This is a genomic window from Delftia sp. BGA-UO-ETr-SB1, from assembly GCF_059567865.1.
Map to the genome: position 1 here is coordinate 1,574,570 of NZ_JCAQOW010000004.1, position 25,793 is coordinate 1,600,362.

The following is a 25,793-nucleotide window of genomic DNA, read 5'->3' on the forward strand; positions in this document are numbered from 1 at the left end:
ATCAACAAGCCCTAGCAGCATTTTTATTGGTATTCACTGCAATGACAGCCCAACTTATCGACGGCAACGCCCTCTCCCGCCAACTGCGTGCCGAAGTCGCCCAGCGCGCCACCGCCCTGAAGGCCCGCGGCACCACGCCCGGCCTGGCCGTGGTCCTGGTCGGCGACAACCCTGCCTCCCAGGTCTATGTGCGCAACAAGGTCAAGGCCTGCGAGGACGCGGGCTTTCATTCGGTGCTGGAGAAGTACGATGCCTCGATGACCGAGGCCGAACTGCTGGCCCGCGTCGAGGCGCTGAACAACGACCCCAGCATCCACGGCATCCTGGTCCAGCTGCCGCTGCCCGCACACATCGACGACCACAAGGTCATCGAGACCATCTCGCCGCTCAAGGACGTGGATGGCTTTCACGTGGCCAGTGCAGGCGCGCTGATGGTGGGCGAGGTCGGCTTCAAGGCCTGCACCCCCTACGGCTGCATGAAGATGCTCGAATCCATCGGCATGAAGGACCTGCGCGGCAAGCACGCCGTGGTCATCGGCCGCTCCAACATCGTCGGCAAGCCCATGGCCATGATGCTGCTGGCCGCCAATGCCACCGTCACCATCTGCCACAGCGGCACGGCCGATCTCGCCGCCATGACGCGCCAGGCCGACATCGTGGTCGCCGCCGTGGGCAAGCGCAATGTGCTGACGGCTGACATGTGCAAGCCTGGCGCCGTGGTCATCGACGTGGGCATGAATCGCAACGACGAAGGCAAGCTCTGCGGCGACGTGGACTTTGACGGCGTCAAGGAAGTGGCCGGCTTCATCACGCCCGTACCCGGCGGTGTCGGCCCCATGACGATTACCATGCTGCTGGTCAACACCATGGAGGCGGCCGAGCGCGCCGCCGGCTGACCAGGAGCTGACAAGCATCGGGCGGCTCCCTGGGGAGCCGCTTGATTTCAATGCACCCGACGGCATCTGACACGCATGAGCAATCCCCTCCTCGAATCCTCCGACCTGCCCCTGTTCGATCGCATACGCCCTGCCGATGTCGGCCCGGCCATCGATATCCTGCTGACCGGGGCCGCAGAGGCCCTGGAGACCGTCACGGCACCCGACTTTCCGGCGCGCTGGGATTCGATCTCGGCCGTGCTCGATGTCGCCACCGAGAAGCTGGGAACGGCCTGGGGCGCTGTCAGCCACCTCAACAGCGTGGCCGATACGCCCGAGCTGCGAGCCGCCTACAACGAGTCCCTGCCCAAGGTCACCGAATTCTGGACGCGCCTGGGTGCCGACGAGCGCCTGTACGCCAAGTACAAGGCCATTGACCCCGCCACGCTCAATGTCGAGCAGCGTGCGGCCTGGGACCATGCCATGCGCAACTTCGTGCTCTCCGGTGCCGAGCTGCGGGGCGAGGACAAGCTGCGCTTTGCCAAGATCCAGGAACGCTCGGCCGAACTGACGCAGAAGTTCAGCGAGAACGCGCTCGACGCCACCGATGCATTCGCCTACTACGCCACGGCCGAAGAGCTGGACGGCGTGCCGCAGGATGTGCGCCAGGCAGCCCGCTCCGCCGCCGAGGCCGAAGGCAAGCAAGGCTTCAAGCTCACGCTGAAGATGCCCTGCTATCTGCCCGTGATGCAGTTCGCGGCCAGCAGTGCGCTGCGCGAGAAGCTCTACCGCGCCTATGTGACACGCGCCTCCGACCAGGCCGAGGGCGATGCCATCCGCTTCGACAACACGGCCAACATCTCGGAGATCCTGGCCCTGCGCAAGGAAGAGGCGCAGTTGCTGGGTTACCGCAATTTCGGCGAGATTTCGCTGGTTCCCAAGATGGCGCATTCGCCACAGCAGGTGATCGACTTTCTGCGCGATCTCGCGCACCGGGCCCGCCCCTATGCCGAGAAGGATGTCGCCGACCTGCGCGCCTTCGCACGCGATGAACTGGGCCTGGCCGATCCCCAGCCCTGGGACTGGGCCTATGTCTCCGAAAAGCTCAAGGAGGCGCGCTATGCCTTCAGCGAGCAGGAGGTCAAGCAGTACTTCCCTGCGCCCAAGGTGCTGGCCGGCCTGTTCAAGATCGTCGAGACGCTGTTCGACGTGGCCATCCGCCGCGACGCGGCGCCGGTCTGGAATCCTGCCGTCGAGTTCTACCGCATCGAGCGCAGCACGCCGCAAGGCCCTGAGCTGGTCGGCCAGTTCTACCTGGACCAGCCGGCGCGATCGGGCAAGCGTGGCGGCGCCTGGATGGACGATGTGCGTACCCGCTGGCTGCGCCCTGACAACCACAGGCTGCAGACGCCGGTCGCGCACCTGGTCTGCAACTTTGCCACTGGCGTTGACGGCAAGCCGGCCCTGCTCACGCACGATGACGTGATCACGCTGTTCCATGAAACCGGCCACGGCCTGCACCACATGCTGACCCAGGTCAACGAGCGCGACGTCTCGGGCATCGCGGGCGTGGAATGGGATGCCGTGGAGCTGCCAAGCCAGTTCATGGAGAACTTCTGCTGGGAATGGGAAGTGCTCAAGCACATGACCGCCCACGTGGACAGCGGCGAGCCGCTGCCGCGCGCCCTGTACGACAAGATGATCGCAGCCAAGAACTTCCAGTCGGGCATGCAGACGCTGCGCCAGATCGAGTTCTCGCTGTTCGACATGCTGCTGCATACCGAGCACGATCCGAAGGCAGACATCATGCCGCTGCTGGCCCGCGTGCGCGCCGAGGTGGCCGTGCTGCCGTCGCCCCCCTACAGCCGCTCGGCCCACACCTTCAGCCACATCTTTGCAGGCGGCTATGCAGCCGGCTACTACAGCTACAAGTGGGCTGAAGTCCTCTCGGCAGATGCCTATGCGGCCTTCGAGGAAACCATGCTGGCCGATGGAACCCCCAACCCCGAGACAGGCCGCCGCTACCGTGAGGCGATTCTGGAGGCCGGGGGGGCCCGCCCGGCCATGGAGTCGTTCAAGGCCTTCCGTGGCCGCGAACCCCAGCTGGATGCGCTGTTGCGCCACCAGGGCATGGCCCAGGCCTGAGAGCCCGGTCCCAGGTCTGCAGCGCCCCGACGGGGCGCTTTTTCCTGGCCCGGCCACCCCATCGGATGCGCGCAGCCACATCCTGTGGCTCCAGAAGATGGCCCAGGATGAATGGCACGCTATGCTTGCAGGCACTCCTGTGCGGGCATCCATCCGACGAGTGGTGGCCCCCGGCACGAAACCCTTCTTCCGAACCGAGATCGTCCATGCAGTCTTCTCCCAGCCTTGGCCGCGGCGCCCTGCGCCACCTGATGCCATGCCTCGCCCTCGTCTGCCTCGCTGCCGCGCTGCCGGCCAGCGCACAACAGGTCTACCGTATCGTCGGGCCCGATGGAAAAGTCACTTTCTCGGACCGCCCGGCCCAAAGCGCCCAGCAGCAGGCAGCGCCTGCCGCCTCTGCCTCCCCGTCAGTCGCGGGCACAGCTGACAGCAATGCCTCCCTGCCCTATGCGTTGCGCCAGATCGCAGGCCGCTTTCCGGTGACGCTGTACACTTCGTCCGACTGCGCGCCCTGCGACAGCGCGCGCCAGTTGCTCCAATCCAGAGGCATTCCCTATGCTGAACGCCTGGTGCAGACCGAGGCGGACGCCTCTGCCCTGCAAAAGCTCAGCGGCCAGAACAGCCTGCCGTTTGCCACCGTTGGCAAGCAGTTCCTCAGCGGCTTCTCGTCCAGCGAATGGACCCAATACCTGGATGCCGCAGGCTATCCTGCGACCTCGCAACTGCCTGCCCAGTACAAGCGGCCATCGGCACAGCCATTGACCACGCCTACGCCCGCTGCATCGGCGGCATCGGCGCCCGCAGCAGCACCCGCCGCTGCCGAGGACCCGGGCAGCAGACGCACCCCCATGCCCGCCCCAGCGCCTGGTGCACGCACCAACGACAACCCGGCAGGCCTGAGCTTCTAGGCAAGCGCCTGCCGCAATCAGGAGCCCGGCAGTGGATTCCATGCTGTCCGATGTGGTCTGGACCATGGCAAGGCTTGCCACGCTTGTCGGCTTGCCCGCGCTCATCGCGTGGACCCTGGTTGCAAGGCCTTCATGGCGCGAGCCTTTCAGGCTGGCCATCCTGGCGCTGGTGCCTTGCCTGATCACGCTGTGGTTCATGCATGACGGAGGCCTGGGCAATGGCCTCAACCGTCTGGCCTACTACATGGCGACGGCTGCGTTCCTTGCCGTCTACACGGGGCTGGCGGCCATCGCCTTGCTCATGCAGCGCCACAAAAAACAACGCGCGCAAGCTTCGTTGCGCGCGCTGTGCCTGGGTGCATTGGCCCTGCTCGCCTGGATCACAGGCGCCGTGGCGTTCGAGAGCCTCGGCTAGCCGAGGCCGGAAGGTCTTCGCTCAATAGTTGAGCGTCTGCACGCCCTCGGGCGTGCCCAGCAGGCAGACCGATGCCTTCTGGTGCGCAAACACTCCCACGGTCACCACGCCAGGCCATTGGTTGACGTCGGACTCGAAGGCCAGAGGCTCTGCGATCTTCAGGCCGCGCACATCAAGAATGTGCTGGCCGTTGTCCGTCACCAGGGGCGCGCCGTCCTTCATGCGGATCTCGGCGCAGCCACCCATGGCCTTGAAACGGTTCGCAATCTGGGCAGCTGCCATGGGAATCACCTCCACAGGCAGCGGAAAGTCTCCCAGCACCTCGACGCGCTTGGAGGCATCGGCAATGCATACAAAGCGCTCGGCCAGCGCAGCGACGATCTTCTCGCGCGTCAGCGCGGCGCCGCCGCCCTTGACCATGTAGCCGCGGCCGTCAATCTCGTCGGCGCCGTCAATATAGACCGACAGGCTGGCGACTTCGTTGGCGTCCAGCACCTTGATGCCCAGCGCCTTCAGGCGCTCGGTGCTGGCCACGGAGCTGGACACGGCGCCCGGGATCTGGTCCTTGATGGTGGCCAGTGCATCGATGAACTTGTTGACCGTGGAGCCGGTGCCAACGCCGACGATTTCGCCGGGCACCACATAGGCCAGAGCGGCTTGCCCGACCAGGGCTTTGAGTTCATCTTGGGAAAAAGAGGCAGCAGATGTCGTCATGAGGGAAAATCCAGGTAATCCTTTGATTATCCCCATGTCTCTGATCCCCTACGCCCTGACCCGTCCCTTTCTCTTCGGCATGGACCCCGAATCCGCCCACGATCTCACGATGAACCTGATGGCAAAGGGGCAGAACACGCTCCTGCAGCAGGCATGGGCACAGCCCATGGTGAGTGACCCCGTCGAGCTTGCCGGCCTCAAGTTCCCCAACCGCGTGGGCATGGCAGCGGGTCTGGACAAGAATGCACGCTGCATCGACGCGCTGGCCGCCATGGGTTTCGGCTTCGTCGAGGTGGGCACCGTGACGCCCCGCCCCCAACCGGGCAACCCCAAGCCGCGCATGTTCCGCATTCCCGAACGCAATGCGCTGATCAACCGCCTGGGCTTCAACAACGAAGGCCTGGATGCCTTTCTGAGCAACGTCAAGCGCTCACAGGCCCGCGCCCAGGGCAAACCCATGCTGCTGGGGCTGAACATCGGCAAGAACGCCACCACTCCCATCGAAGATGCCACCAGCGACTATCTCAAGGCGCTGGACGGCGTGTACCCGCATGCCGACTACGTGACGGTGAACATCAGCTCGCCCAACACCAAGAACCTGCGCGCCCTGCAAAGCGACGAAGCGCTGGACGCCCTGCTGGGTGCGATTGCCGAGCGCCGTGAGCATCTGGCCACGCAGCATGGCAATCGGGTGCCGGTGTTCGTGAAGATTGCACCCGACCTGGATGAAGAGCAGGTCGGCGTCATCGCCGCCACGCTGCAGCGCCATGGCATGGATGGTGTGATCGCCACCAACACCACGATCAGCCGGGAAGCCGTCAAGGGCCTGCCCCACGCGCAGGAAACGGGCGGCCTGTCCGGTGCGCCAGTGCTGGAGGCCAGCAACCAGGTCATCCGCCAACTGCGTTCCGCCCTGGGCAGTCGCTACCCCATCATCGGCGTGGGCGGCATTCTCAGCGGCGAAGATGCCGTCAGCAAAATCCGCGCAGGCGCCGACGTGGTCCAGATCTACAGCGGCCTGATCTACCGAGGCCCTGCCCTGGTGCCCGAGACCGCACGCGCCATAGCCCAGCTGCGTTGAGGCCCGTGCCAGACAGGTGGCTGCCTGGCGTTTCGAGCCAAGGCAGCTGAGTCAAGACACAGCCAGTGCTGGCGCACTGAACGCTGAACGCGAAAACGCCCGGCATGCCGGGCGTTTTCTTTCTTTGGGAGAGAAGCAGGCTTCTCGGCCCTCACCCCCTGCGCTGCTGCCAGCGCAGGATCAGGGGCATGACGGTGGTGCCGAATCGCAGCAGCTTGCGCGGGCCCACCATCAGTGCGGCACCGGCCGCTACGGCCACAGCCACGGGATGCAGGCGCGCAAAGGTGATGGCACGCTCCACCAGCGGTGCATCAGGCTGCACCTGGGTGGCAGAGCGGCTCAATGCCCGGGCCTGGGCCACGGCCGCAGAGCGCGCCTTGAGGCGCTCGCGTTGCTGGGCAATGCGTTGCATCACCTGCTGCTGCTCAACGGTGGATGTGACCCAGAGCTCCGCATTGAGCCCCGTGGGCGCGGGTGGCGTGACAGCGTTGCGGGACGGGGAAGCGTTGGAAGCATCGACCATGGCTACAGCCTCTTCTTCAGCGCCTGCCAGTCCTGGCTCAGCTCGTTGCGGGTAAGGATGAAGGGGCGGGCCAGGCGGCGCACGGCAGCCAGCAATTGCCACAGGGCAATGGCCCAGACCGCCAGCCAGCCACCGCCCACCAGCCAGCCCACCAGCACGCGGTGCTCGGTGTCCCAGAACTGCACGAGCAAGGCCACCGACAGCGTGAGCATGACCACGACGCTGAGTCCAGCAAGCGCAATCAGCAGCACGACCACCGTCTGCATGCTGCGCTTGTGCTCGGCCCATTCAAGCCGCGCGAGGTCCGTGCGGTCTTCTGCGGCAATGGCCAGCTCGATCACGGAAGCGCGCCAGCGCGCCACCCAGGCATCCAAACCCAGAAGGGAAATCCAATTCACAGGCATCCTTTTCTGGTCAGGCATGCCGTTGATCAGCGACGACCCAGCAGGAAGCCCAGCAAGGCGCCCATGGCAAGGGCCGCGCCTGCAACGCGCCACGGCTCATCGTGGGCGTAGCGATCGGCAGCGTAGGCGGCATCCTTGGCCTGGCGGGCCGCTTCCTGCGCCGCACGCACCGCGGACTCACGCACATTGGACATGCCATCATCGATACGCTGGCGCAGCATATGGATTTCCGGCACGGCATCCAGCTCCTTGGCAGACAGCAGACCACGCAGGTCGCCGACCAGTTTTTCAAGATCGGCTTGTGCGGTGGAGACGGTGTCAGTGATCGATTTCGTCATGATGAGCCTTTCTATTGAGGTGAAAACAAATACAGCGGGGAGCAGGCAATCATGTCGCCCGATACCTGTCACGCAACATGGGCAAGGCCCTTGTTACATGCAAGCATCTTATCCAATTGTTCCGGGGCTTCCGGGAAGCGAGAGGGCCTGAGCCTTGTCAGACAAGGCCTGCCGTGGCCGTGTGTCGTGAACCGGCAGATCCTCAGGCCAGCAATTGCGCCACGTGCGCGCCAATGGCCATGCAGCTGGTCAATCCCGGTGACTCGATACCCAGCAGCTGCACCACGCCCGCAACGCCGTGGGTCTGAGGCCCCTGAATCACGAAGTCTGCGGCGGCCTCGCCGGGGCCGCTGATCTTGGGGCGGATGCCGGCGTAGCCGGGCACCAGCGCGCCATCGGCCAGACCCGGCCAATACCGGCGGATCTCTGCGTAGAAGGCATCGGCGCGCACGGGATCGACCTGCAGATCACCTGGGCTCTCGACCCACTGCACATCGGGGCCGAACTTGGCCTGGCCACCCATGTCCAGCGTGAGATGCACGCCCAGGCCCGCCGCCTCGGGCACGGGATAGATCAGGCGCGAGAACGGTGCCCGCCCGGACAGCGTGAAATAGTTGCCCTTGGCATAGAAGGCCTGCGGAACAAACTGCTGCGGAAACCCCTGCAAACGGGCCGCCAGCAATGGCGCCTGAAGACCTGCCGCATTGACCAGGGTGCGGGCCGTCAGTTCCGTCCCATCGGCCGTGCGCAGCCACACGCCGCCTGGATGGATGGCTGCCTCCTGCACCTCGGCATGGCAGACCACCATGCCGCCTGCGTTTTCGAGATCTCCCTGCAAGGCCAGCATCAGTGCGTGGCTGTCGATGATGCCGGTGCTGGGGGAGTGCAGTGCCGCCGCACAGTGCAGCGCGGGCTCCATGGCACGTGCCTCGGCACCTTCAAGCCAGCGCAGGTCATGGACGCCATTGGCTTCGGCCTTGCGTGCAATGGTCTGGAGCTGGCCGCGCTGCGCCTCATCCGTTGCCACGATGAGCTTGCCGCAGCGCTGATGGGCAATGCCGCGCTCACCGCAGTAGGCGTAGAGGCGCTGCCGGCCTTCGACGCACAAACGGGCTTTCAACGAACCTTCGGGATAGTAGATGCCGGCATGGATGACCTCGCTGTTGCGCGAGCTGGTGCCCGTGCCAATGGCTTCAGCTGCCTCCAGCACCATGACCTCCCTGCCCTGCAACGCCAACGCCCTGGCCACCGCCAGCCCCACCACGCCCGCACCCACCACCACGCAATCGACCTGTTCGCTCATCTTGCCTGCCCTTTCGCCGTCCAGCAGCCGATTATCAGACGGCGTCAGACACGAATGCGCCACAGATCATCTGGGCGCATTGGAATTTCCAGGGCCTGAAAACCATGCACCGAGCGGAAATGAAAAAGCCCTCCTGAACAGATTTCAGGAGGGCTTGATTGGTGGGTGATACATGGATCGAACATGTGACCCCTGCCGTGTGAAGGCAGTGCTCTACCGCTGAGCTAATCACCCGCGAAGCCGGCTGCAAGGCCAACTTCTTCGAAAAAATGGTGGGTGATACATGGATCGAACATGTGACCCCTGCCGTGTGAAGGCAGTGCTCTACCGCTGAGCTAATCACCCGCGAAGCTGGCTGCTAGGCCAACTTCTTTGGAAAAAACTGGTGGGTGATACATGGATCGAACATGTGACCCCTGCCGTGTGAAGGCAGTGCTCTACCGCTGAGCTAATCACCCGCGAAGCTGGCTGCTAGGCCAACCTCTTTGGAAAAAATGGTGGGTGATACATGGATCGAACATGTGACCCCTGCCGTGTGAAGGCAGTGCTCTACCGCTGAGCTAATCACCCATATGTCGTTACTGCGACAAGACTTAGATTATGTCATAACTTCTAGGACTGATTTTCGAAGCCGCGCCAAATTGTCTTGCCGCCGCTCGATTTGTCCATCTGCACCATCACATCCTCGTGTGCGGCCAGCTCCTGATCATTGGCGTGCACCACGCGCAGCTTGAAGCTGGCCAGATCCACCTGCGCCACGACCAGCCCACCCTCGGACTGGACAGGCTCTTCCGCCATCAACAGGGCTTCCTGGCCCCGCGTGAGGTTGATGTAGACATCGGCCAGCAGCTCCGCATCCAGCAAGGCGCCGTGCAGCGTGCGCCCGGAGTTGTCCACCTCCAGGCGATCGCACAGCGAATCGAGCGAGTTGCGCTTGCCAGGGAACATCTCCTTGGCCATGACCAGGGTGTCGATGACCCCGCTCACGCACTGGCGGATCGGCGGGCGGTTGGCGAGCTCCAGCTCCTTGTTCAGGAACCCCAGGTCAAAGGGCGCGTTGTGGATGATGAGCTCAGCGCCCTGCAGGTACTCCCAGATCTCCTCGACCTTGTGCTCGAAGCGCGGCTTGTCCTTGAGGAATTCGGTGGTGATGCCGTGCACGCGCAGCGCGTCCGGATGGCTGTCGCGCCCCGCATTGAAATACAGATGCAGGTTGTTGCCGGTCAGCTTGCGGTTGACCATCTCCACGCAGCCCAGCTCGATGAGCCGGTCGCCATTGTCGGCTGACAGGCCAGTGGTTTCAGTGTCGAGAATGATTTGACGCGACATGTGCTGGCCCTCAGTGGTTTTCCTTGGCGTGATTGAGCGAGTACTTGGGAATCTCGATGGTCACGTCCTCGCGTGCCAGGATGGCCTGGCAGGACAGGCGGGACTGCGGCTGCAGGCCCCAGGCACGGTCCAGCAGGTCTTCCTCCTCTTCCTCGGCCTCGTTCAGCGAGTTGTAGCCCGCCTTGACCACCACATGGCAGGTGGTGCATGCGCAGCTCATGTCGCAGGCATGTTCGATCTTGATGTTGTTGTCCAGCAGGGCCTCGCAGATCGAGGTTCCGGCGGGCGCCTCGATTTCGGCACCCTGGGGACAGTATTCGGCGTGGGGAAGTATTTTGATAACGGGCATGACGGATCTGCTGTCGGATCAGAAATCAGGAAAGGGATTGCACGCTCTTGCCGGCCAGGGCCTGCTGGATGCTGCGGTTCATGCGCTCGGCGGCAAAGGACTCCGTGCCCTTGGCCAGCGCTTGTGTCGCGGCCTCGATGACGGCGGCATCCTCGGAGCCCACGCTGGCGCGCAGGGCGTCGATCAGCGCATCGATGGCTGCACGTTGGTCTGCGGCGAGCACATCGCCATCGGCCTGCAGAGCGCTTTCGGTGGCCATCAGCATGCGATCGGCGTCGACACGTGCCTCCACCAGTGCGCGGGCCTGCATGTCCTGCTGGGCCGTGGCAAAGCCGTCCTGCAGCATGCGGGCAACCTCGTCATCCGACAGGCCGTACGACGGCTTGACATGGATATGGGCCTCGACGCCGCTGGTCTGCTCCTTGGCGCCTACCGACAGCAGGCCGTCGGCATCCACGGTGAAGGTCACACGGATGCGGGCCGCGCCAGCCGCCATGGGCGGGATGCCGCGCAGCTCGAAACGCGCCAGGCTGCGGCAGTCCGCCACCAGGTCGCGCTCGCCCTGCACCACATGGACGGCCAGGGCCGTCTGACCATCCTTGTAGGTGGTGAAGTCCTGGGCACGGGCTGTGGGAATGGTCTCGTTGCGGCTGATGATTCGCTCGACAAGGCCGCCCATGGTCTCCACGCCCAGGGACAGAGGAATCACGTCGAGCAGCAGCATGTCGCCGCTGGAGCTGTTGCCAGCGAGCTGGTTGGCCTGGATGGCGGCCCCCAGCGCGACGACTTCGTCGGGGTTGAGATTGATGAGAGGATCGCGGCCAAAGAACTCGGCCACGGCCTCGCGCACCTGGGGCATGCGGGTGGAACCGCCGACCAGCACCACGCCCTGCACTTCGTCGCGCGCCAGCCCTGCGTCCTTGAGCGCGCGGCGCACGGCCGCCAGCGAACGTGCCGTCAGATGGGCCGTGCTCGCATCGAAATCGCTGCGCTTTACATCGAAATGCACAGCGCCGGTAGACAGCTCGGCCGTGAGCGTTGCGACCTGTGCATCCGTCAATGCCTGCTTGCAAAGGCGTGCCGCCATGCGCCAGCGCGCCTTGTCCTCGGCCGTCTGGGGAATCACGCCGGTCTGCTGGGCCACCCACTCGGCCAAAGCCGCATCGTAGTCGTCACCCCCCAGGGCCGAATCGCCGCCAGTGGAGACGACCTCGAACACACCCTGGGACAGACGCAGGATAGAAATGTCGAAGGTCCCGCCACCCAGGTCGTAGACGGCGTAGACGCCTTCGGAGCCGTTGTCCAGGCCGTAGGCAATGGCGGCAGCCGTGGGCTCGTTGATCAGGCGCAGCAGGTTGATGCCGGCGAGCTTTGCCGCATCCTTGGTGGCCTGGCGTTGTGCATCGTCAAAGTAGGCGGGCACGGTGATGACGGCGCCATGGATGTCGTCATTGAAGGTGTCTTCGGCACGGAAACGCAGCGTGGCCAGGATCTCGGCACTGACCTCCACGGCTGTCTTGGTGCCATCGACGGTCTCGATCCCGATCACGCCACGGCCGGCCTCCTGCTCCGCAAAGCGGTAAGGCAGCTTTTCCGGCGCATCAATGTCAGCCAGCGTGCGGCCCATGAAGCGCTTGGCCGAGGCAATGGTGTTGCCCGCATCGGTAGACAGTGCCGCCTGGGCGGCGTGGCCGATCTCACGGCGGCCCTGGGGCAGATAGCGCACGACAGAAGGCAGCAGCACTCGGCCCTGGTCATCCGGCAGGCATTCGGCCACGCCATTGCGGACAGCGGCGACCAGCGAATGCGTGGTGCCCAGGTCGATGCCCACGGCAATGCGCCGCTGGTGGGGATCGGGGGACTGACCGGGTTCGGAAATCTGCAAAAGCGCCATGAAAATACTCGGGGAAATTGCAGGTCCGGGCCGGCCGGCCTGCCTTGTGAATGAGGGTCTCTCGTGGGAGGTGCGGATCGCGGGTTATTGTCCCAGTTGATCGCGGCGACGCTCTATGTCCTGCGCAAATCGCGCAACAAACATGAGGGCTCTGACCTGCTGCACAGCCGCCTGCGCATCGTGCAGCTCATCCAGCTGACGACCGCATTCAGCCAGCATGCTCTTTCTCGCCTGCAGCACCTCGTCGTCCAGCGCATCCAGGGCGGCCTCGTCCTGCGCCTCTTCCAACGCCTCGCGCCACTCCATTTGCTGCATCAGAAAGGCGGTGGGCATGGACGTGTTGTCCTCGGCACGCACGGGTGCACCCAGCAATTCGCAGAGATACGCTGCGCGCCTGAGTGGTTCTTTCAACCGCTGGTAGGCCTCGTTGATGCGCACCGACCATTGCATGGCCACGCGCTGCGCGGCGGCTCCCTGCGAAGCAAAGCGGTCAGGGTGGGCCTCGCGCTGCAACTCCTTCCAGCGCGCGTCAATGGTGCTGCGCTCCTGCGCAAATTGGCGCGGCAGCGCAAACAGCTCGAAATCGTCCGATTGCAGGTTCATGTCGATAAAAAGCCGCCAGCACCGAAGCGAAGGCGGCCTCTTGAGGGAGTAGAAGAAATCAGGGCCTGCCGGGCATGCCGCCAGGCCATAAAGGCCCGGCCGCCCGGCAGATGCCAGTCAGATGCGAAAGCTCTCGCCGCAACCGCAGCGATCACGCTCGTTGGGGTTGTGGAACTTGAAGCCTTCGTTCAAGCCCTCACGCACGAAATCCAGCTCCGTGCCGTCGATATAGGCCAAGCTCTTGGGATCGACCAGCACCTTGATGCCGTGGTCCTCGAAGATCACGTCCTCGGGCAATTGCTCGTCCACATACTCCAGCTTGTAGGCCAGGCCAGAGCAGCCCGTGGTCTTGACCCCGAGGCGCACGCCGATGCCCTTGCCGCGTCGCGACAGGTAGCGGCTCACGTGGCGTGCCGCAGAATCGGTCAGCGAGATCGCCATATCAGGCGGCCACCACCGCAGTGCGCTTGGCACGGTAGTCATCGACTGCTGCCTTGATGGCGTCTTCGGCCAGGATGGAGCAGTGCACCTTGACGGGAGGCAGAGCCAGCTCTTCGGCGATCTGGCTGTTCTTCAGCGCAGCCGCCTCATCCAGCGTCTTGCCCTTGACCCACTCGGTCACCAGCGAAGACGAGGCAATCGCGGAACCGCAGCCATAGGTCTTGAAACGCGCATCCTCGATGACGCCGGTTTCGGGGTTGACCTTGATCTGCAGCTTCATCACGTCGCCGCAGGCAGGAGCGCCGACCATGCCGGTGCCCACCGATTCGTCATTCTTGTCGAACGAGCCCACGTTGCGGGGATTTTCGTAGTGGTCTACCACTTTGTCGGAATAAGCCATGATGTCTACCTCTTCAATACTTGATTCGCGTGCCGGCCAATGCTCAGTGAGCCGCCCATTGGATGGTGCTGAGATCGATGCCGTCCTTGAACATCTCCCACAGCGGGCTGAGTTCGCGCAGCTTGACCACATTGGTGCGGATGGTGCTGATCGCGTAGTCGATTTCCTCTTCGGTCGTGAAGCGGCCGATCGTCATGCGCAGGCTGCTGTGCGCCAGTTCGTCGCTGCGGCCAAGTGCACGCAGCACATAGCTGGGCTCCAGGCTGGCCGACGTGCAGGCCGATCCCGAGGACACCGCCAGACCCTTGATGCCCATGATGAGCGACTCGCCTTCGACGAAGTTGAAGCTCATGTTCAGGTTCTGCGGCACACGGTGCTCCATGCTGCCGTTGATGAAGACCTGCTCCAAGTCCTTCAAGCCGTTGAGCAGACGCTGCTGCAGCGCGTAGGCCTTGGCGTTGCTTTCAGCCATTTCTTCCTTGGCAATGCGGAAGGCCTCGCCCATGCCGACGATCTGGTGCGTAGGCAGCGTGCCCGAGCGCATGCCGCGCTCATGGCCACCACCGTGGATCTGAGCTTCCAGACGCACACGTGGCTTGCGGCGCACATACAGGGCACCCACGCCCTTGGGGCCATAGGTCTTGTGCGCGGTCATGCTCATCAGGTCCACCGGCAGCTTGGACATGTCGATCTCCACGCGGCCCGTTGCCTGCGCGGCATCCACATGGAACAGGATGCCCTTCTCACGGCACAGCGCGCCGATGGTGGGAATGTCTTGGATGACGCCGATTTCGTTGTTCACGAAGAGCACGCTGACCAGAATGGTGTCGGGGCGCAGCGCGGCCTTGAATGCCTCGATGTCGAGCAGGCCGTCAGGCTGCACGTCCATGTAGGTCACCTCAAAGCCCTGGCGCTCAAGTTCACGCATGGTGTCGAGCACGGCCTTGTGCTCGGTCTTGAGCGTGATCAGGTGCTTGCCCTTGCCCTGGTAGAAATGCGCCGCGCCCTTGATGGCCAGATTGATGGACTCGGTGGCACCGCTGGTCCAGACAATCTCACGGGGATCCGCGCCGATCAGGTCTGCGACCTGGCCGCGGGCCTTCTCGATGGCCTCCTCGGCTTCCCAACCCCAGGCATGACTGCGCGATGCGGCGTTGCCGAAATGCTCACGCAGCCAAGGAATCATGGCGTCCACCACGCGAGGGTCCACGGGGGTGGTCGCGCCATAGTCGAGATAGATGGGGAAATGCGGGGTCATGTCCATGACTGGCTCTTATCAAGGTTCAGGCTGGCAAAAAACGGGAAGGCGATGAACTCCGGTGAATCCATCCAGGCGGACAACACCGCGCCACACAGCCATGCGCGGCGGTGCCCTGCCCTCAGGGTGTCAAAAGTCGATCAGGACTTGGCGAAGGCGTTGCCCAGCGCGAATACCGAGTTCGGGGCATTCACACGGATGGGCTTGACCACGGGAGCCGTGGAAATCGCGCGACGCACCACGGGCTTGTCCTCGATCTGGATGCCCTTGGCCAGTTGTTCGTCCACAAGCTTTTGCAGCGTCACGGAATCGAGGAACTCGACCATGCGCTGGTTCAGTGCGGCCCACAGCTCATGCGTCATGCAGCGGCCGGCTTCGCCCAGGCAATTTTCCTTGCCGCCACACTGGGTAGCGTCAATGGGTTCGTCCACGGAGACGATGATGTCGGCCACGGTGATGTCGCCAGCCTTGCGGGCGAGTGTGTAGCCGCCGCCGGGTCCACGGGTGGACTCGACGAGTTCATGGCGGCGCAGCTTGCCGAACAGCTGTTCCAGATACGACAGGGAAATCTGTTGCCGCTGGCTGATGGCTGCCAGCGTGACAGGGCCATTGTTCTGGCGCAGGGCCAGATCGATCATGGCAGTGACCGCAAAACGGCCTTTGGTGGTGAGACGCATTACGAGCTCCTTCAGTCAGGCTTGTACGTTACAGAAACACCCGCTCCAGCGATTTGACTGGAGTTGGGCACAGTCTCCGCCCTTACTCCGTCCTGTTCAAAAGGTTCAGAGCCCTTCTTTTCATCGAAGTTTTTGTTGTTGTTGAGTGTTGACCCTTAGTGTACCACATTCCCCATCAATTTTGTCGGGTAACAGGAGCTAACGGGCTTCAGACCAGGCGCCGCCTCAGGAAACCTGCACGGATGAGCCCCCGAACAGTTGCTCCTTGAGCAGCGCCAGCTGATCGCGTACCCGCGCGGCCTGTTCGAACTCCAGGCTGCGCGCATGTTCGAGCATCTGCTTCTCCAGACGCTTGATTTCCTTGGCCACATCTTTTTCGGACATGTCCTCGACACGCGCTCTTTCGAGCTGATTGGCCTGCAGGCGTTCCGCTTCCTTGCCACTTTTTTCGCTGTAGACACCATCAATCAGGTCTTTCACCCGCTTGACAATCTGCTTGGGTTCGATTCCGTTTTCCTCGTTGAAGCTTATTTGCTTGGCACGGCGGCGCTCGGTCTCGCCAATGGCCTTCTTCATGGACTCCGTGACACGGTCTGCATAGAGGATGGCCTTGCCATGCAGGTTGCGCGCGGCGCGGCCGATGGTCTGGATGAGACTGCGTTCGGCGCGAAGAAAGCCTTCCTTGTCGGCATCGAGGATGGCGACCAGCGAGACTTCGGGGATGTCCAGCCCCTCGCGCAGCAGGTTGATGCCCACGAGCACGTCGAAGACACCCAGGCGCAGGTCACGAATGATCTCCACGCGCTCCACCGTTTCCACGTCGGAGTGCAGATAGCGCACCTTGACGCCGTTTTCACTCAGGTAGTCGGTGAGTTGCTCGGCCATGCGCTTGGTCAGCGTGGTGATGAGAACGCGCTCCGTGCGTTCGACGCGCAGGCGGATTTCCTGCAGCACGTCGTCCACCTGATTGGTGGCCGGGCGTACTTCGATTTCAGGATCGATGAGGCCTGTGGGGCGAACGACCTGGTCCACGACCTGGCCCGAGTGGGTCTTTTCGTAGTCTGCCGGCGTGGCGGAGACAAAGATGACCTGGCGCATGCGCTGCTCGAATTCCTCGAATTTGAGCGGCCGGTTGTCCAGCGCCGAAGGCAACCGAAAGCCATATTCCACCAGCGTGGTCTTGCGCGAGCGGTCGCCGCTGTACATGGCGTTGAGCTGGCCGATCATCTGGTGACTCTCGTCCAGGAACATGAGGGCGTCGCCGGGCAGGTAGTCGGTCAGGGTGCTGGGCGGCTCGCCGGGTGCGGCGCCTGAGAGGTGGCGGGTGTAGTTCTCGATGCCCTTGCAGTGGCCGACCTCGGTGAGCATCTCCAGATCGAAGCGTGTGCGCTGCTCCAGGCGCTGGGCCTCGACCAGCTTGCCGTCTCCCACCAGTTGCTTGAGCCGCTCGGCCAGTTCCAGCTTGATGGTTTCCACGGCGGCCAGGACCTTGTCGCGCGGCGTGACGTAGTGGCTGCTGGGGTAGACGGTGAAGCGCGGAATGCTCTGGCGCACGCGGCCCGTCAGCGGGTCGAACAATTGCAGGCTTTCGACCTCGTCATCGAAGAGTTCGATGCGGATGGCCAGCTCGGAATGCTCGGCAGGGAAGACGTCGATGGTGTCGCCGCGCACGCGGAACTTGCCCCGGCTGAAGTCCTGGTCGTTGCGCTGGTACTGCATGCGGATCAGTTGCGCGATGACGTCGCGCTGGTTGATGCGGTCGCCGGTGCGCAGCGTCATGATCATGCGGTGGTAGCTTTCGGGCTCGCCGATGCCGTAGATGGCCGAGACCGTGGCGACGATGACCACGTCGCGCCGCTCCATCAGGCTTTTGGTGCACGACAGCCGCATCTGCTCGATGTGCTCGTTAATGGCGCTGTCCTTTTCGATGAACAGGTCGCGCTGTGGCACATAGGCCTCGGGCTGGTAGTAGTCGTAGTAGCTGACGAAGTATTCGACGGAGTTCTTGGGAAAGAACTCGCGGAATTCGCTGTACAGCTGCGCTGCCAGCGTCTTGTTGGGCGCGAAGACAATGGCCGGGCGGCCCAGGCGGGCAATCACGTTGGCCATGGTGAAGGTCTTGCCCGAGCCCGTCACGCCCAGCAGGGTCTGGAAGGATTCGCCGTCCTGGATGCCTTCGACCAGCTTTTCAATGGCGGCGGGCTGATCGCCGGCCGGCGGATAGGGCTGGAACAGCTCGAAGGGGGAGTCCGCGAAATGCACGAACTGGCCGGAGGCCTCAGGTGCTGGAGAGGAATCAGAGACTTCGTGCATGACGTGGGTTCGCAAAAGTGAGTATCGGCCGGCGAGATCGCTAGAATTCATGGGTTAACCCGAAAGCCTACCGTAGCTTGGGGCTAGCCGCGTTTTTTCCACCTCCCAAGACATCCCAAGGACGCTTCATGTCTCTGTTTACCGCCGTCGAAATGGCCCCCCGCGACCCCATCCTGGGTCTGAACGAGCAGTTCGCTGCCGACACCAACCCCAGCAAGGTGAATCTGGGCGTGGGCGTGTACTTCGACGACAACGGCAAGTTGCCCCTGCTCGAATGCGTGCAGGCCGCCGAGAAGGCGATGATGGACAAGCCCACGGCCCGCGGCTACCTGCCCATCGACGGCATCGCTGCCTATGATGCCGCAGTCAAGGGCCTGGTGTTCGGCGCCGAGTCCGACGTCGTCAAGTCCGGCCGCGTGTCCACGGTGCAGGCCATCGGCGGCACCGGCGGCCTGAAGATCGGCGCCGACTTCCTCAAGAAGATCAGCCCCGCCGCCAAGGTGCTGATCTCCGACCCGAGCTGGGAAAACCACAAGGCCATCTTCACCAATGCAGGCTTCGAAGTGGGCACCTATGCCTACTACGACGCGGTCAACCGCAAGGTGAACTTCGAAGGCATGCTGGCCGACCTGAACGCAGCGGCCGCCGGCACCATCGTGGTGCTGCACGCCTGCTGCCACAACCCGACTGGCTATGACATCACGGCCGAGCAGTGGGACCAGGTGATCGCCGCCGTCAAGGCCAAGGGTCTGGTGGCCTTCCTCGACATGGCCTACCAGGGCTTTGGCCACGGCATTGCCGAAGACGGCGCCGTGATCGGCAAGTTCGTGGCCGCCGGCCTGAACATCTTCGTCTCGACCTCGTTCTCCAAGAGCTTCAGCCTGTACGGCGAGCGCGTGGGCGCGCTGTCGGTGGTGGCCAACGACAAGGAAGAAGCGGCCCGCGTGCTGAGCCAGCTCAAGATCGTCATCCGCACCAACTACTCCAACCCGCCCACCCATGGTGGCGCCGTGGTGGCCGCCGTGCTGAACAACCCCGAGCTGCGCGCACTGTGGGAAAAGGAACTGGGCGAGATGCGCGTGCGCATCAAGGCCATGCGCCAGAAGCTGGTTGACGGCCTGAAGGCTGCCGGTGTCCAGCAGGACATGGGCTTCATCACCACCCAGATCGGCATGTTCAGCTACTCCGGCCTGAGCAAGGACCAGATGGTGCGCCTGCGCACCGAGTTCGGCGTCTACGGCACGGATACGGGCCGCATGTGCGTGGCCGCGCTCAACAGCAAGAACATCGACTACGTCTGCCAGTCGATCGCCAAGGTGGTCTGACCCCCACCCCGGCTGCCCGGCCATGCGCCGGGTTTGCAGACATGCCGCCAACGGTGCATTGCCCTGGCGGCATTTTCTTTTTCCGGGCGGCTTTTGCACCCTCACCGTCCGGTATGCGCCAGGCCCTGGGAGGCATGGGTGCGATCATGCGTGCAGTTGAAACACCGAATGCACAACGAGACGCTCCATTCCCATGCCCGATCACGCGCCTCCTGAACCCATTGCGCTACAAGCGCCCCTCTCCTCTTCCCCCACCAACGGGCTGCCTTTGTCGGGCGTGCGCATCCTGAGTCTGGCCCTGAATCTGCCCGGCCCCGCCGCCCTTATGCGCTGTGCCGCCATGGGCGCGCAGTGCAGCAAGCTGGAGCCTCCGTCTGCACAGCCCGCTGCGGCCGGCGCGGATCCGATGGCGCACTACAGCCCGCAAGCCTATGCCGATATGCACCAGGGCGTTGCGGTCTGGCAGGCACAGCTCAAGAGCGAGGAAGGACAGGCGGCGCTGCACGATGCGCTGGATGCGGCCGACATCCTGCTCACCTCGTTCCGCCCCGCCGCACTGGCCAAGCTGGGGCTGGACTGGGCGTCGCTGCAGCAGCGCCATCCGCGGCTGTCGCTGGTGCGCATCGTCGGCAGCGCGGGAGCCCTGGCCGATGTGCCGGGCCATGACCTGACCTACCAGGCCGAGGCGGGGCTGGTACAGGGCGGCGCCATGCCACCCAGCCTGTTTGCCGACATGGCCGGTGCGCTGATGGCCAGCGAAGCCGTGCTCAAGGCGTGGCTGCTGCGCCAGCGCAGCGGCCACGGCAGTCTCCAGGAAACAGGCCTGGCCCAGGCCGCGCAGTGGCTGGCTTTACCCTGGCATTGGGGCCTGACCCGGCCCGATGGCGATGTGGGCGGTGCGCACGCAGGCTATCGCGTCTACGCCTGCGCCGATGGATCGGTGGCCGTGGCGGCCCTGGAGCCGCATTTCGCGGCCCGCCTGTGCGCCGTGGCGTCGGTGAATGGCGATGGCAGCATCGCCAGCATGCGCAGCCCCGCCATGCACGCAGCCCTGCAAGCCTTCCTGGCCCCCTTGTCCTGCGCCGAGCTGGCAGACCTGGCCGAGCAGCACGATCTGCCCCTGCATCCTCTTCCCGGCCAACCCCAGGCACGGCCTCGCTTGTAGGCGGACACCTAAAAGCACCACCTGTCCGCAACCTACAAGCCGCGCAGGTCATGGCTGGCCGCAGTATGCGGGCATGCTGCGGCCAATGACCCTCTTTACCGTAATAGCCCGCTCCTCTTAAATCGGAGTTGCGCATACAACCGGACAACCCGAACACATCTGGAAACACCCATAATCGGCTTATCTGGAGGCAGCCCCATGGTTCGAGAACATCCATCAACCGCCTGGATATCCGGGACGCGTCAGCCACCCAGCCATTTGGCGCCAGTTCTGCGGCGCATTGGCGCCAGCGCCTGAGCCGCCCACACGGCCAACCCTCCCCTGCTCCACCCATGCAAAGCCAGCCCCCAGCCCATGTGCCGGTACTGCAGCTGGTGCAGCGCATCTGGCCCCTAGTGCTGGTGGTCGTGGTGCTGGTGGTCATGGCCAGCGGCAGTCTCTACCTTGTGTCTGCTGTGCGCGCCTTCGTGGCCGGGGAAAGCCTGTGGTCCAAGGCACAGAAGGACGCCATCTACGCCCTGAGCCGCTATGTGGACAGCGGCTCGGCGCGCGACATGGCGCGCTTCGAGCAGGCCATGGCCATTCCCGCGGGCGACTGGCAGGCGCGCATGGCGCTGGACGATGTGCCAGCCAGGGTCAAGGATGCGCGTGCCGGCATTCTTCTGGGAGGCAACCACCCTGACGATGCCGAGGCGCTGATCTGGCTCATGCAGACCTTCCGCCATGTCGAGCTTCTGGAAGAGCCTTATCGCTACTGGAAACAAGGCGATCAGTATCTGCAGCAGCTCGACAGGCTGGCCCAGGAGATAGAGCAGCGCCACGCAGTTGGCAGCGTCAGCGCCGAGGACGCAATCACCTGGAAACGCGAGATCGAGCAGATCAACGCCGGCGTCACACCGGCCACCCAGCAGTTCAGCGCCTCGCTGGGCCGCAGTTCACGGCAGATGGTGATGTGGCTGCAGGGCATCCATCTGGTGCTGGGTGTGGCGCTGATCCTGGTGGCGCTCTGGCATACGCGGCGCATGCTGCAGCAGCGCCAGCAGGTGCAAAACGACCTGCTGACGGAAAAGGAAAGGGCCCAGACCACGCTGGCCTCGCTGGGCGACGCCGTGATCACCACGGACGCCCAGGGCGTGGTGGACTATGCCAACCCCGCCGCGCTGGGCCTGCTGGGCAGCAGCGAGCAGCAGCTCAAGGGCCAGCACCTGGCCAAGGGCCTGCATTTCAACAGCATTGACACCACCCAGACCGCGGAAAGCCTGCTGGCCCATTTGCTGTCGGGCCAGCAACTGCGCGAGGAGCATACGCGCTGGCTGCGGCGCCATGACCGCAGCATCGTGCCGGTCAAGCTCATGGGGTCGGCCATCAGCGGCGGCGGGGAGCGCCCGGCCGGTGCGGTGATCGTGCTCAGGGATGTCTCGCGCGAGCAGCAGTATCTGGACCAACTGTCTTGGCATGCCAGCCACGACGGGCTGACCGGGCTGGAGAACCGCGTCGAGTTCGAGCGCCGCCTGCAGCGCCTGCTCAACCAGGGCCAGCACAGGCTGCGGCCCTCGGCCGTGCTGTACATGGACCTGGACCAGTTCAAGCTCATCAACGAGACCTGTGGCCACCCGGCGGGCGACGAGATGCTGTGCGAGGTCAGCCGCCTGCTGCTGCACAACCTGCGCGAGACCGACACCCTCGCGCGGCTGGGCGGAGATGAATTCGGCGTTCTTCTGGAGAACTGCCCGCCCGAGCCCGCCCTGCGCATTGCCGAGAAGCTGCGCCAGGCCACCGAGGCCCTGCACGTGCACTGGGGCAAGCAGGTGCTGCGCACGGGGCTGAGCATCGGCCTGGTGCACATCGGCGGCGAGGTCCAGTCGGCCCAGGACCTGCTGCGCATGGCCGACATGGCCTGCTACCGCGCCAAGGAGCGCGGCCGCAACCGCATCTACGTCTACCGCAGCGACGATGGCGAGTACACCCGCCACGTCAGCGAGATGGAATGGGTGACACGCATACGCATGGCGCTGGAGCAGGAGCGCTTTTGCCTGTACGCCCAAAGCATTGCACCGCTGCAGCCCGACGGCCAGCGGGGCCTGCATTTCGAGGTGCTGCTGCGGCTGCGCGACGAGCAGGGCCAGATCATCTCGCCGGCCACCTTCATTCCCGCGGCCGAGCGCTACGGCATCATGCCCACGGTGGACCGCTGGGTGATCGCCAGAACGCTGGCCACGCTGGCCCAGCATCCGGCCGCACTGCGCCACATCGACACCTGCGCCATCAACCTGTCAGGCCCCAGCCTGGATGACGACGGGCTGCTGGACTTCGTGCAGAAACAGCTGAGCACGCATGGCATTGCGCCGCAGCTGCTGTGCTTCGAGATCACGGAGACCAGCGCCATCGCCAGCCTGTCCAGTGCCACCCGGCTGATCCAGGCCCTGCGCACCCTGGGCTGCCGCTTTGCGCTGGACGACTTTGGCGTGGGCATGTCCTCGCTGACCTATCTGAAGCAACTGCCCGTGGACTATCTGAAGATCGACGGCGGCTTTGTGCGCGACATGCTCCAGGACCCCAGCAACCACGCCATGGTGGAGATGATCAACCGCATAGGCCACATTCTGGGCAAGCGCACCGTGGCCGAGTATGTGGAAACCCGCGAGATCGCCCAGGCCCTTCAGGCCGTGGGCGTGGACTATGCACAGGGCTTTGCCCTGGCACGGCCCGTGCCGCTGGACACGCATTACTTTGAAAGCGGCGCCCAGGCTGCCCGCCGCGAATGGCAGGGCACGCTGGCGCCGGCCGCCAGCTAGAGGCAAAGACGCGTCAGCGCGGCTTGCGACCGCCCGGCGCCGCCTTGCGGCCTGAACCGGCAGCGCCCGCAGAACGGGCAGGACCGCCCACACCGGGGCGCGGCGGCAGGCCCGTGTGCTGGGTCAGCATGCGGCCCGGCTGGGGCTGGCTGGAACGGAAACGCACATCGCCCGCAGGCTCGCGCGACTCTGCCAGCACCTTGCCCGGCCCGGCATTCTTGCCGCCGGCCTTGTTGAGGGCGTAGGCCTTGCCTTGCTGGGACACCACGGCACGTGCGGCCACACCCGTGCCCTGCGTGCTGTTCTTGCGGCGCGCGCTCTGGTAGCCGCCATCGACCAGGGGCTGGAAGGTGGGGATCAGGTGCTGCTTGCCGTTGCCGATGAGGTCGGCACGGCCCATGGCCTTCAAGGCCTCGCGCAGCAGCGGCCAGTTGTTCGGGTCGTGGTAGCGCAGAAACGCCTTGTGCAGGCGCCGGCGCTTTTCACCGCGCACGATGTCCACCGACTCCTCGTTCACGTCGCGCATCTCGCGGCGCACCTTGGTCAGCGTGTTGCGGCCAGAGTGGTACATGGCCGTGGCCGTGGCCATGGGGCTGGGATAGAAGGTCTGCACCTGGTCGGCGCGGAATCCGTTCTTCTTCAGCCAGATGGCGAGGTTCATCATGTCCTCGTCGCTGGTGCCCGGGTGGGCCGCGATGAAGTACGGAATCAGGTACTGCTTCTTGCCCGCTTCCTCGCTGAACTGCTCGAACATCTGCTTGAAGCGGTCATAGCTGCCGATGCCGGGCTTCATCATCTTGGTCAGCGGCCCGGACTCGGTGTGCTCGGGCGCAATCTTCAGGTAGCCGCCCACATGGTGCTGCACCAGCTCCTTGACGTACTCGGGCGACTTCACGGCCAGGTCGTAGCGCAGGCCCGAGCCGATCAGGATCTTCTTGATGCCCGGCAGATTGCGCGCGCGGCGGTAGATCTTGACCAGCGGGGCGTGGTCGGTGTGCAGGTTCTGGCAGATGCCGGGGAACACGCAGCTGGGCTTGCGGCAGGCGGCCTCGATCTCGGGGCTCTTGCAGCCCAGGCGGTACATGTTGGCCGTGGGGCCGCCCAGGTCGGAGATGGTGCCGGTGAAGCCCTTGACCTTGTCGCGGATGTCCTCGACCTCCTGGATGATGGACTCCTCGGAACGGCTCTGGATGATGCGGCCCTCATGCTCGGTGATGGAGCAGAAGGTGCAGCCGCCAAAGCAGCCACGCATGATGTTGACCGAGGTGCGGATCATCTCCCAGGCCGGGATCTTGGTCTCGCCTTCATGGCTGCCGCTGGCGTCGGCATAGCTGGGATGGGGGCTGCGCGCATAGTGCAGGCCGAAGACCCAGTCCATCTCGGCCGTGGTCAGCGGAATGGGGGGCGGGTTCAGCCACACATCACGTGCGGTCACGCCCTCGCCGTGGGCCTGGACCAGGGCGCGGGCATTGCCGGGGTTGGTTTCCAGGTGCAGCACGCGGTTGGCATGGGCGTAGAGGATGGGGTCGGCCTTGACCTGCTCGTAGCTGGGCAGGCGCAGCACGGTCTTGTCGCGCGGCGGCTGCTTGCCCTTGCCGCGCAGCGACGGGTTGGGCACGAACTGGATGGTCTGAACGGCGGCGACCGAGGCACCGTCCGGCTTCGCGGCGGCATCACCCTCTTCCTTGGAGCAGGTCTGGCCCTGGGCCTCGGCCTGCTCGCTGGTGGTCATGTAGGGGTTGATGTGGGGCTCGACCACGCCAGGCTCGTCCACCACGGAGGAATCCAGCTCGAACCAGCCCGCTTCCGACTCGCGGCGGAAGAAGGCCGTGCCGCGCACATCGGTAATGCTCTCCACGGGCTCGCGCGCGGCCAGGCGGTGGGCCACCTCGACCAGGGCGCGTTCGGCGTTGCCGTACAGCAGGATGTCGCACTTGCTGTCCACCACGATGGAGCGGCGCACCTTGTCGCTCCAGTAGTCGTAGTGGGCGATGCGGCGCAGGCTGCCCTCGATGCCGCCGAGCACGATGGGCACGTCCTTGTATGCCTCACGGCAGCGCTGGCTGTACACAATGGCCGCGCGATCAGGGCGCTTGCCGCCCACGTCGCCCGGCGTGTAGGCATCGTCGGAGCGGATCTTGCGATCGGCCGTGTAGCGGTTGATCATCGAATCCATGTTGCCCGCCGTCACGCCCCAGAACAGGTTGGGACGGCCCAGGGCCTTGAAGGCCTCGGCGCTTTGCCAGTCAGGCTGGGCGATGATGCCCACGCGAAAGCCCTGCGCCTCCAGCACCCGGCCGATCACCGACATGCCGAAGCTGGGGTGATCCACATAGGCATCGCCCGTCACCAGGATCACGTCGCAGCTGTCCCAGCCAAGCTGGTCCATCTCGGCCCGGCTCATCGGCAGGAACGGGGCCGTGCCGAAGCGCTTGGCCCAGTACGGTCGGTAGCTGGTCAGCGGCTTGGCAGCGCGATGGAAAAAGGAAACGTCAACGGGGGCGTTCATGATGGGCGGTTCGGCTTCTGGGAGCCTGT

Annotated in this window: 23 protein-coding genes and 4 tRNA genes; 8 read left to right on the forward strand and 19 right to left on the reverse strand. The window is 64.5% G+C overall.

Features of this window, described 5'->3' with window-relative positions; translation table 11 throughout:
* Positions 1-41: 41 nt before the first annotated feature.
* From folD to AC57B5_RS07710, 4 genes are all read left to right on the forward strand, one after another.
* Positions 42-896 (forward strand): bifunctional methylenetetrahydrofolate dehydrogenase/methenyltetrahydrofolate cyclohydrolase FolD, encoded by an 855-nt coding sequence (gene folD / locus AC57B5_RS07695; protein WP_012205808.1) that lies wholly within the window; start codon positions 42-44, stop codon positions 894-896.
* 75 nt (positions 897-971) lie between these two features.
* A complete protein-coding gene (locus AC57B5_RS07700; RefSeq protein WP_202758941.1) occupies positions 972-3,020 on the forward strand; it encodes a M3 family metallopeptidase in 2,049 nt (682 codons plus the stop codon).
* A gap of 206 nt (positions 3,021-3,226) precedes the next feature.
* On the forward strand, positions 3,227-3,928 hold the full coding sequence (locus AC57B5_RS07705) for a glutaredoxin family protein (protein ID WP_496399177.1): 702 nt from the start codon (positions 3,227-3,229) through the stop codon (positions 3,926-3,928).
* Between the two features lie 40 nt (positions 3,929-3,968).
* Complete coding sequence (locus AC57B5_RS07710) at positions 3,969-4,343, forward strand: hypothetical protein (RefSeq protein WP_496399443.1); 375 nt, start codon at positions 3,969-3,971, stop codon at positions 4,341-4,343.
* 21 nt (positions 4,344-4,364) lie between these two features.
* On the opposite strand, the gene rpiA is transcribed toward AC57B5_RS07710, so the two are convergent.
* Positions 4,365-5,057, reverse strand: a complete 693-nt coding sequence (gene rpiA, locus AC57B5_RS07715) for a ribose-5-phosphate isomerase RpiA (RefSeq protein WP_192366757.1) — start codon at positions 5,055-5,057, stop codon at positions 4,365-4,367.
* A gap of 34 nt (positions 5,058-5,091) precedes the next feature.
* Here rpiA and AC57B5_RS07720 point away from each other — a divergent pair, with 34 nt between their 5' ends.
* The gene (locus AC57B5_RS07720; RefSeq protein WP_496399178.1) at positions 5,092-6,138 is read left to right on the forward strand and encodes a quinone-dependent dihydroorotate dehydrogenase; all 1,047 of its coding nucleotides are present in this window, start codon (positions 5,092-5,094) and stop codon (positions 6,136-6,138) included.
* A 151-nt stretch (positions 6,139-6,289) separates the two neighbouring features.
* Here AC57B5_RS07720 and AC57B5_RS07725 read toward each other — a convergent pair whose 3' ends face one another.
* The 17 genes from AC57B5_RS07725 to uvrB form a co-directional block, all read right to left on the reverse strand.
* The gene (locus AC57B5_RS07725; RefSeq protein WP_012205814.1) at positions 6,290-6,661 is read right to left on the reverse strand and encodes a hypothetical protein; all 372 of its coding nucleotides are present in this window, start codon (positions 6,659-6,661) and stop codon (positions 6,290-6,292) included.
* 2 nt (positions 6,662-6,663) lie between these two features.
* Positions 6,664-7,083 (reverse strand): phage holin family protein, encoded by a 420-nt coding sequence (locus tag AC57B5_RS07730; protein WP_012205815.1) that lies wholly within the window; start codon positions 7,081-7,083, stop codon positions 6,664-6,666.
* 8 nt (positions 7,084-7,091) lie between these two features.
* A complete protein-coding gene (locus AC57B5_RS07735) occupies positions 7,092-7,403 on the reverse strand; it encodes a DUF883 domain-containing protein (RefSeq protein ID WP_012205816.1) in 312 nt (103 codons plus the stop codon).
* A gap of 202 nt (positions 7,404-7,605) precedes the next feature.
* Complete coding sequence (locus tag AC57B5_RS07740; RefSeq protein WP_496399179.1) at positions 7,606-8,706, reverse strand: NAD(P)/FAD-dependent oxidoreductase; 1,101 nt, start codon at positions 8,704-8,706, stop codon at positions 7,606-7,608.
* A 159-nt stretch (positions 8,707-8,865) separates the two neighbouring features.
* A tRNA-Val gene (locus AC57B5_RS07745) sits at positions 8,866-8,940 on the reverse strand.
* 36 nt (positions 8,941-8,976) lie between these two features.
* Positions 8,977-9,051: transfer RNA gene (locus AC57B5_RS07750), tRNA-Val, on the reverse strand.
* A 38-nt stretch (positions 9,052-9,089) separates the two neighbouring features.
* Positions 9,090-9,164 (reverse strand) — tRNA-Val (locus tag AC57B5_RS07755).
* Between the two features lie 37 nt (positions 9,165-9,201).
* A tRNA-Val gene (locus tag AC57B5_RS07760) sits at positions 9,202-9,276 on the reverse strand.
* Positions 9,277-9,318: 42 nt separating this feature from the next.
* Positions 9,319-10,035, reverse strand: a complete 717-nt coding sequence (gene dnaQ, locus AC57B5_RS07765) for a DNA polymerase III subunit epsilon (RefSeq protein WP_034394212.1) — start codon at positions 10,033-10,035, stop codon at positions 9,319-9,321.
* A gap of 10 nt (positions 10,036-10,045) precedes the next feature.
* Positions 10,046-10,384: an ISC system 2Fe-2S type ferredoxin gene (fdx, locus tag AC57B5_RS07770; protein ID WP_013802212.1), complete on the reverse strand. Its 339-nt coding sequence runs from the start codon at positions 10,382-10,384 to the stop codon at positions 10,046-10,048.
* 25 nt (positions 10,385-10,409) lie between these two features.
* Positions 10,410-12,278, reverse strand: a complete 1,869-nt coding sequence (hscA, locus tag AC57B5_RS07775) for a Fe-S protein assembly chaperone HscA (RefSeq protein ID WP_238002627.1) — start codon at positions 12,276-12,278, stop codon at positions 10,410-10,412.
* 84 nt (positions 12,279-12,362) lie between these two features.
* The gene (hscB, locus tag AC57B5_RS07780) at positions 12,363-12,881 is read right to left on the reverse strand and encodes a Fe-S protein assembly co-chaperone HscB (RefSeq protein ID WP_012205821.1); all 519 of its coding nucleotides are present in this window, start codon (positions 12,879-12,881) and stop codon (positions 12,363-12,365) included.
* Between the two features lie 117 nt (positions 12,882-12,998).
* On the reverse strand, positions 12,999-13,322 hold the full coding sequence (gene iscA / locus AC57B5_RS07785) for an iron-sulfur cluster assembly protein IscA (RefSeq protein WP_012205822.1): 324 nt from the start codon (positions 13,320-13,322) through the stop codon (positions 12,999-13,001).
* 1 nt (position 13,323) lies between these two features.
* Entirely contained in the window at positions 13,324-13,722 is a 399-nt protein-coding gene (gene iscU, locus AC57B5_RS07790) for a Fe-S cluster assembly scaffold IscU (RefSeq protein WP_012205823.1), read from the reverse strand.
* A 43-nt stretch (positions 13,723-13,765) separates the two neighbouring features.
* On the reverse strand, positions 13,766-14,986 hold the full coding sequence (locus AC57B5_RS07795) for an IscS subfamily cysteine desulfurase (protein WP_012205824.1): 1,221 nt from the start codon (positions 14,984-14,986) through the stop codon (positions 13,766-13,768).
* Between the two features lie 134 nt (positions 14,987-15,120).
* On the reverse strand, positions 15,121-15,657 hold the full coding sequence (gene iscR / locus AC57B5_RS07800) for a Fe-S cluster assembly transcriptional regulator IscR (RefSeq protein WP_012205825.1): 537 nt from the start codon (positions 15,655-15,657) through the stop codon (positions 15,121-15,123).
* A gap of 225 nt (positions 15,658-15,882) precedes the next feature.
* On the reverse strand, positions 15,883-17,970 hold the full coding sequence (uvrB, locus tag AC57B5_RS07805) for an excinuclease ABC subunit UvrB (protein ID WP_043782068.1): 2,088 nt from the start codon (positions 17,968-17,970) through the stop codon (positions 15,883-15,885).
* A gap of 128 nt (positions 17,971-18,098) precedes the next feature.
* Between uvrB and AC57B5_RS07810 the strand changes: the two genes are divergently transcribed.
* From AC57B5_RS07810 to AC57B5_RS07820, 3 genes are all read left to right on the forward strand, one after another.
* Positions 18,099-19,295: an amino acid aminotransferase gene (locus AC57B5_RS07810; protein ID WP_012205827.1), complete on the forward strand. Its 1,197-nt coding sequence runs from the start codon at positions 18,099-18,101 to the stop codon at positions 19,293-19,295.
* A 193-nt stretch (positions 19,296-19,488) separates the two neighbouring features.
* Positions 19,489-20,460 carry a CoA transferase gene (locus AC57B5_RS07815; protein ID WP_496399180.1) on the forward strand — a complete coding sequence of 324 codons (972 nt, stop codon included), beginning with the start codon at positions 19,489-19,491 and terminating at the stop codon, positions 20,458-20,460.
* A 332-nt stretch (positions 20,461-20,792) separates the two neighbouring features.
* Positions 20,793-23,255, forward strand: a complete 2,463-nt coding sequence (locus tag AC57B5_RS07820) for an EAL domain-containing protein (protein ID WP_013802207.1) — start codon at positions 20,793-20,795, stop codon at positions 23,253-23,255.
* Between the two features lie 13 nt (positions 23,256-23,268).
* Here AC57B5_RS07820 and AC57B5_RS07825 read toward each other — a convergent pair whose 3' ends face one another.
* A complete protein-coding gene (locus AC57B5_RS07825) occupies positions 23,269-25,764 on the reverse strand; it encodes a YgiQ family radical SAM protein (RefSeq protein ID WP_192366751.1) in 2,496 nt (831 codons plus the stop codon).
* Between the last annotated feature and the right edge of the window lie 29 nt (positions 25,765-25,793).

Coding starts and splice junctions, on each gene's coding strand:
- folD (WP_012205808.1), top strand. CDS start 42: ATGACAGCCCAACTTATCGACGGCAACGCCCTCTCCCGCCAACTGCGT.
- AC57B5_RS07700 (WP_202758941.1), top strand. CDS start 972: ATGAGCAATCCCCTCCTCGAATCCTCCGACCTGCCCCTGTTCGATCGC.
- AC57B5_RS07705 (WP_496399177.1), top strand. CDS start 3,227: ATGCAGTCTTCTCCCAGCCTTGGCCGCGGCGCCCTGCGCCACCTGATG.
- AC57B5_RS07710 (WP_496399443.1), top strand. CDS start 3,969: ATGCTGTCCGATGTGGTCTGGACCATGGCAAGGCTTGCCACGCTTGTC.
- rpiA (WP_192366757.1), bottom strand. CDS start 5,057: ATGACGACATCTGCTGCCTCTTTTTCCCAAGATGAACTCAAAGCCCTG.
- AC57B5_RS07720 (WP_496399178.1), top strand. CDS start 5,092: ATGTCTCTGATCCCCTACGCCCTGACCCGTCCCTTTCTCTTCGGCATG.
- AC57B5_RS07725 (WP_012205814.1), bottom strand. CDS start 6,661: ATGGTCGATGCTTCCAACGCTTCCCCGTCCCGCAACGCTGTCACGCCA.
- AC57B5_RS07730 (WP_012205815.1), bottom strand. CDS start 7,083: ATGCCTGACCAGAAAAGGATGCCTGTGAATTGGATTTCCCTTCTGGGT.
- AC57B5_RS07735 (WP_012205816.1), bottom strand. CDS start 7,403: ATGACGAAATCGATCACTGACACCGTCTCCACCGCACAAGCCGATCTT.
- AC57B5_RS07740 (WP_496399179.1), bottom strand. CDS start 8,706: ATGAGCGAACAGGTCGATTGCGTGGTGGTGGGTGCGGGCGTGGTGGGG.
- dnaQ (WP_034394212.1), bottom strand. CDS start 10,035: ATGTCGCGTCAAATCATTCTCGACACTGAAACCACTGGCCTGTCAGCC.
- fdx (WP_013802212.1), bottom strand. CDS start 10,384: ATGCCCGTTATCAAAATACTTCCCCACGCCGAATACTGTCCCCAGGGT.
- hscA (WP_238002627.1), bottom strand. CDS start 12,278: ATGGCGCTTTTGCAGATTTCCGAACCCGGTCAGTCCCCCGATCCCCAC.
- hscB (WP_012205821.1), bottom strand. CDS start 12,881: ATGAACCTGCAATCGGACGATTTCGAGCTGTTTGCGCTGCCGCGCCAA.
- iscA (WP_012205822.1), bottom strand. CDS start 13,322: ATGGCGATCTCGCTGACCGATTCTGCGGCACGCCACGTGAGCCGCTAC.
- iscU (WP_012205823.1), bottom strand. CDS start 13,722: ATGGCTTATTCCGACAAAGTGGTAGACCACTACGAAAATCCCCGCAAC.
- AC57B5_RS07795 (WP_012205824.1), bottom strand. CDS start 14,986: ATGGACATGACCCCGCATTTCCCCATCTATCTCGACTATGGCGCGACC.
- iscR (WP_012205825.1), bottom strand. CDS start 15,657: ATGCGTCTCACCACCAAAGGCCGTTTTGCGGTCACTGCCATGATCGAT.
- uvrB (WP_043782068.1), bottom strand. CDS start 17,970: ATGCACGAAGTCTCTGATTCCTCTCCAGCACCTGAGGCCTCCGGCCAG.
- AC57B5_RS07810 (WP_012205827.1), top strand. CDS start 18,099: ATGTCTCTGTTTACCGCCGTCGAAATGGCCCCCCGCGACCCCATCCTG.
- AC57B5_RS07815 (WP_496399180.1), top strand. CDS start 19,489: ATGCCCGATCACGCGCCTCCTGAACCCATTGCGCTACAAGCGCCCCTC.
- AC57B5_RS07820 (WP_013802207.1), top strand. CDS start 20,793: ATGCAAAGCCAGCCCCCAGCCCATGTGCCGGTACTGCAGCTGGTGCAG.
- AC57B5_RS07825 (WP_192366751.1), bottom strand. CDS start 25,764: ATGAACGCCCCCGTTGACGTTTCCTTTTTCCATCGCGCTGCCAAGCCG.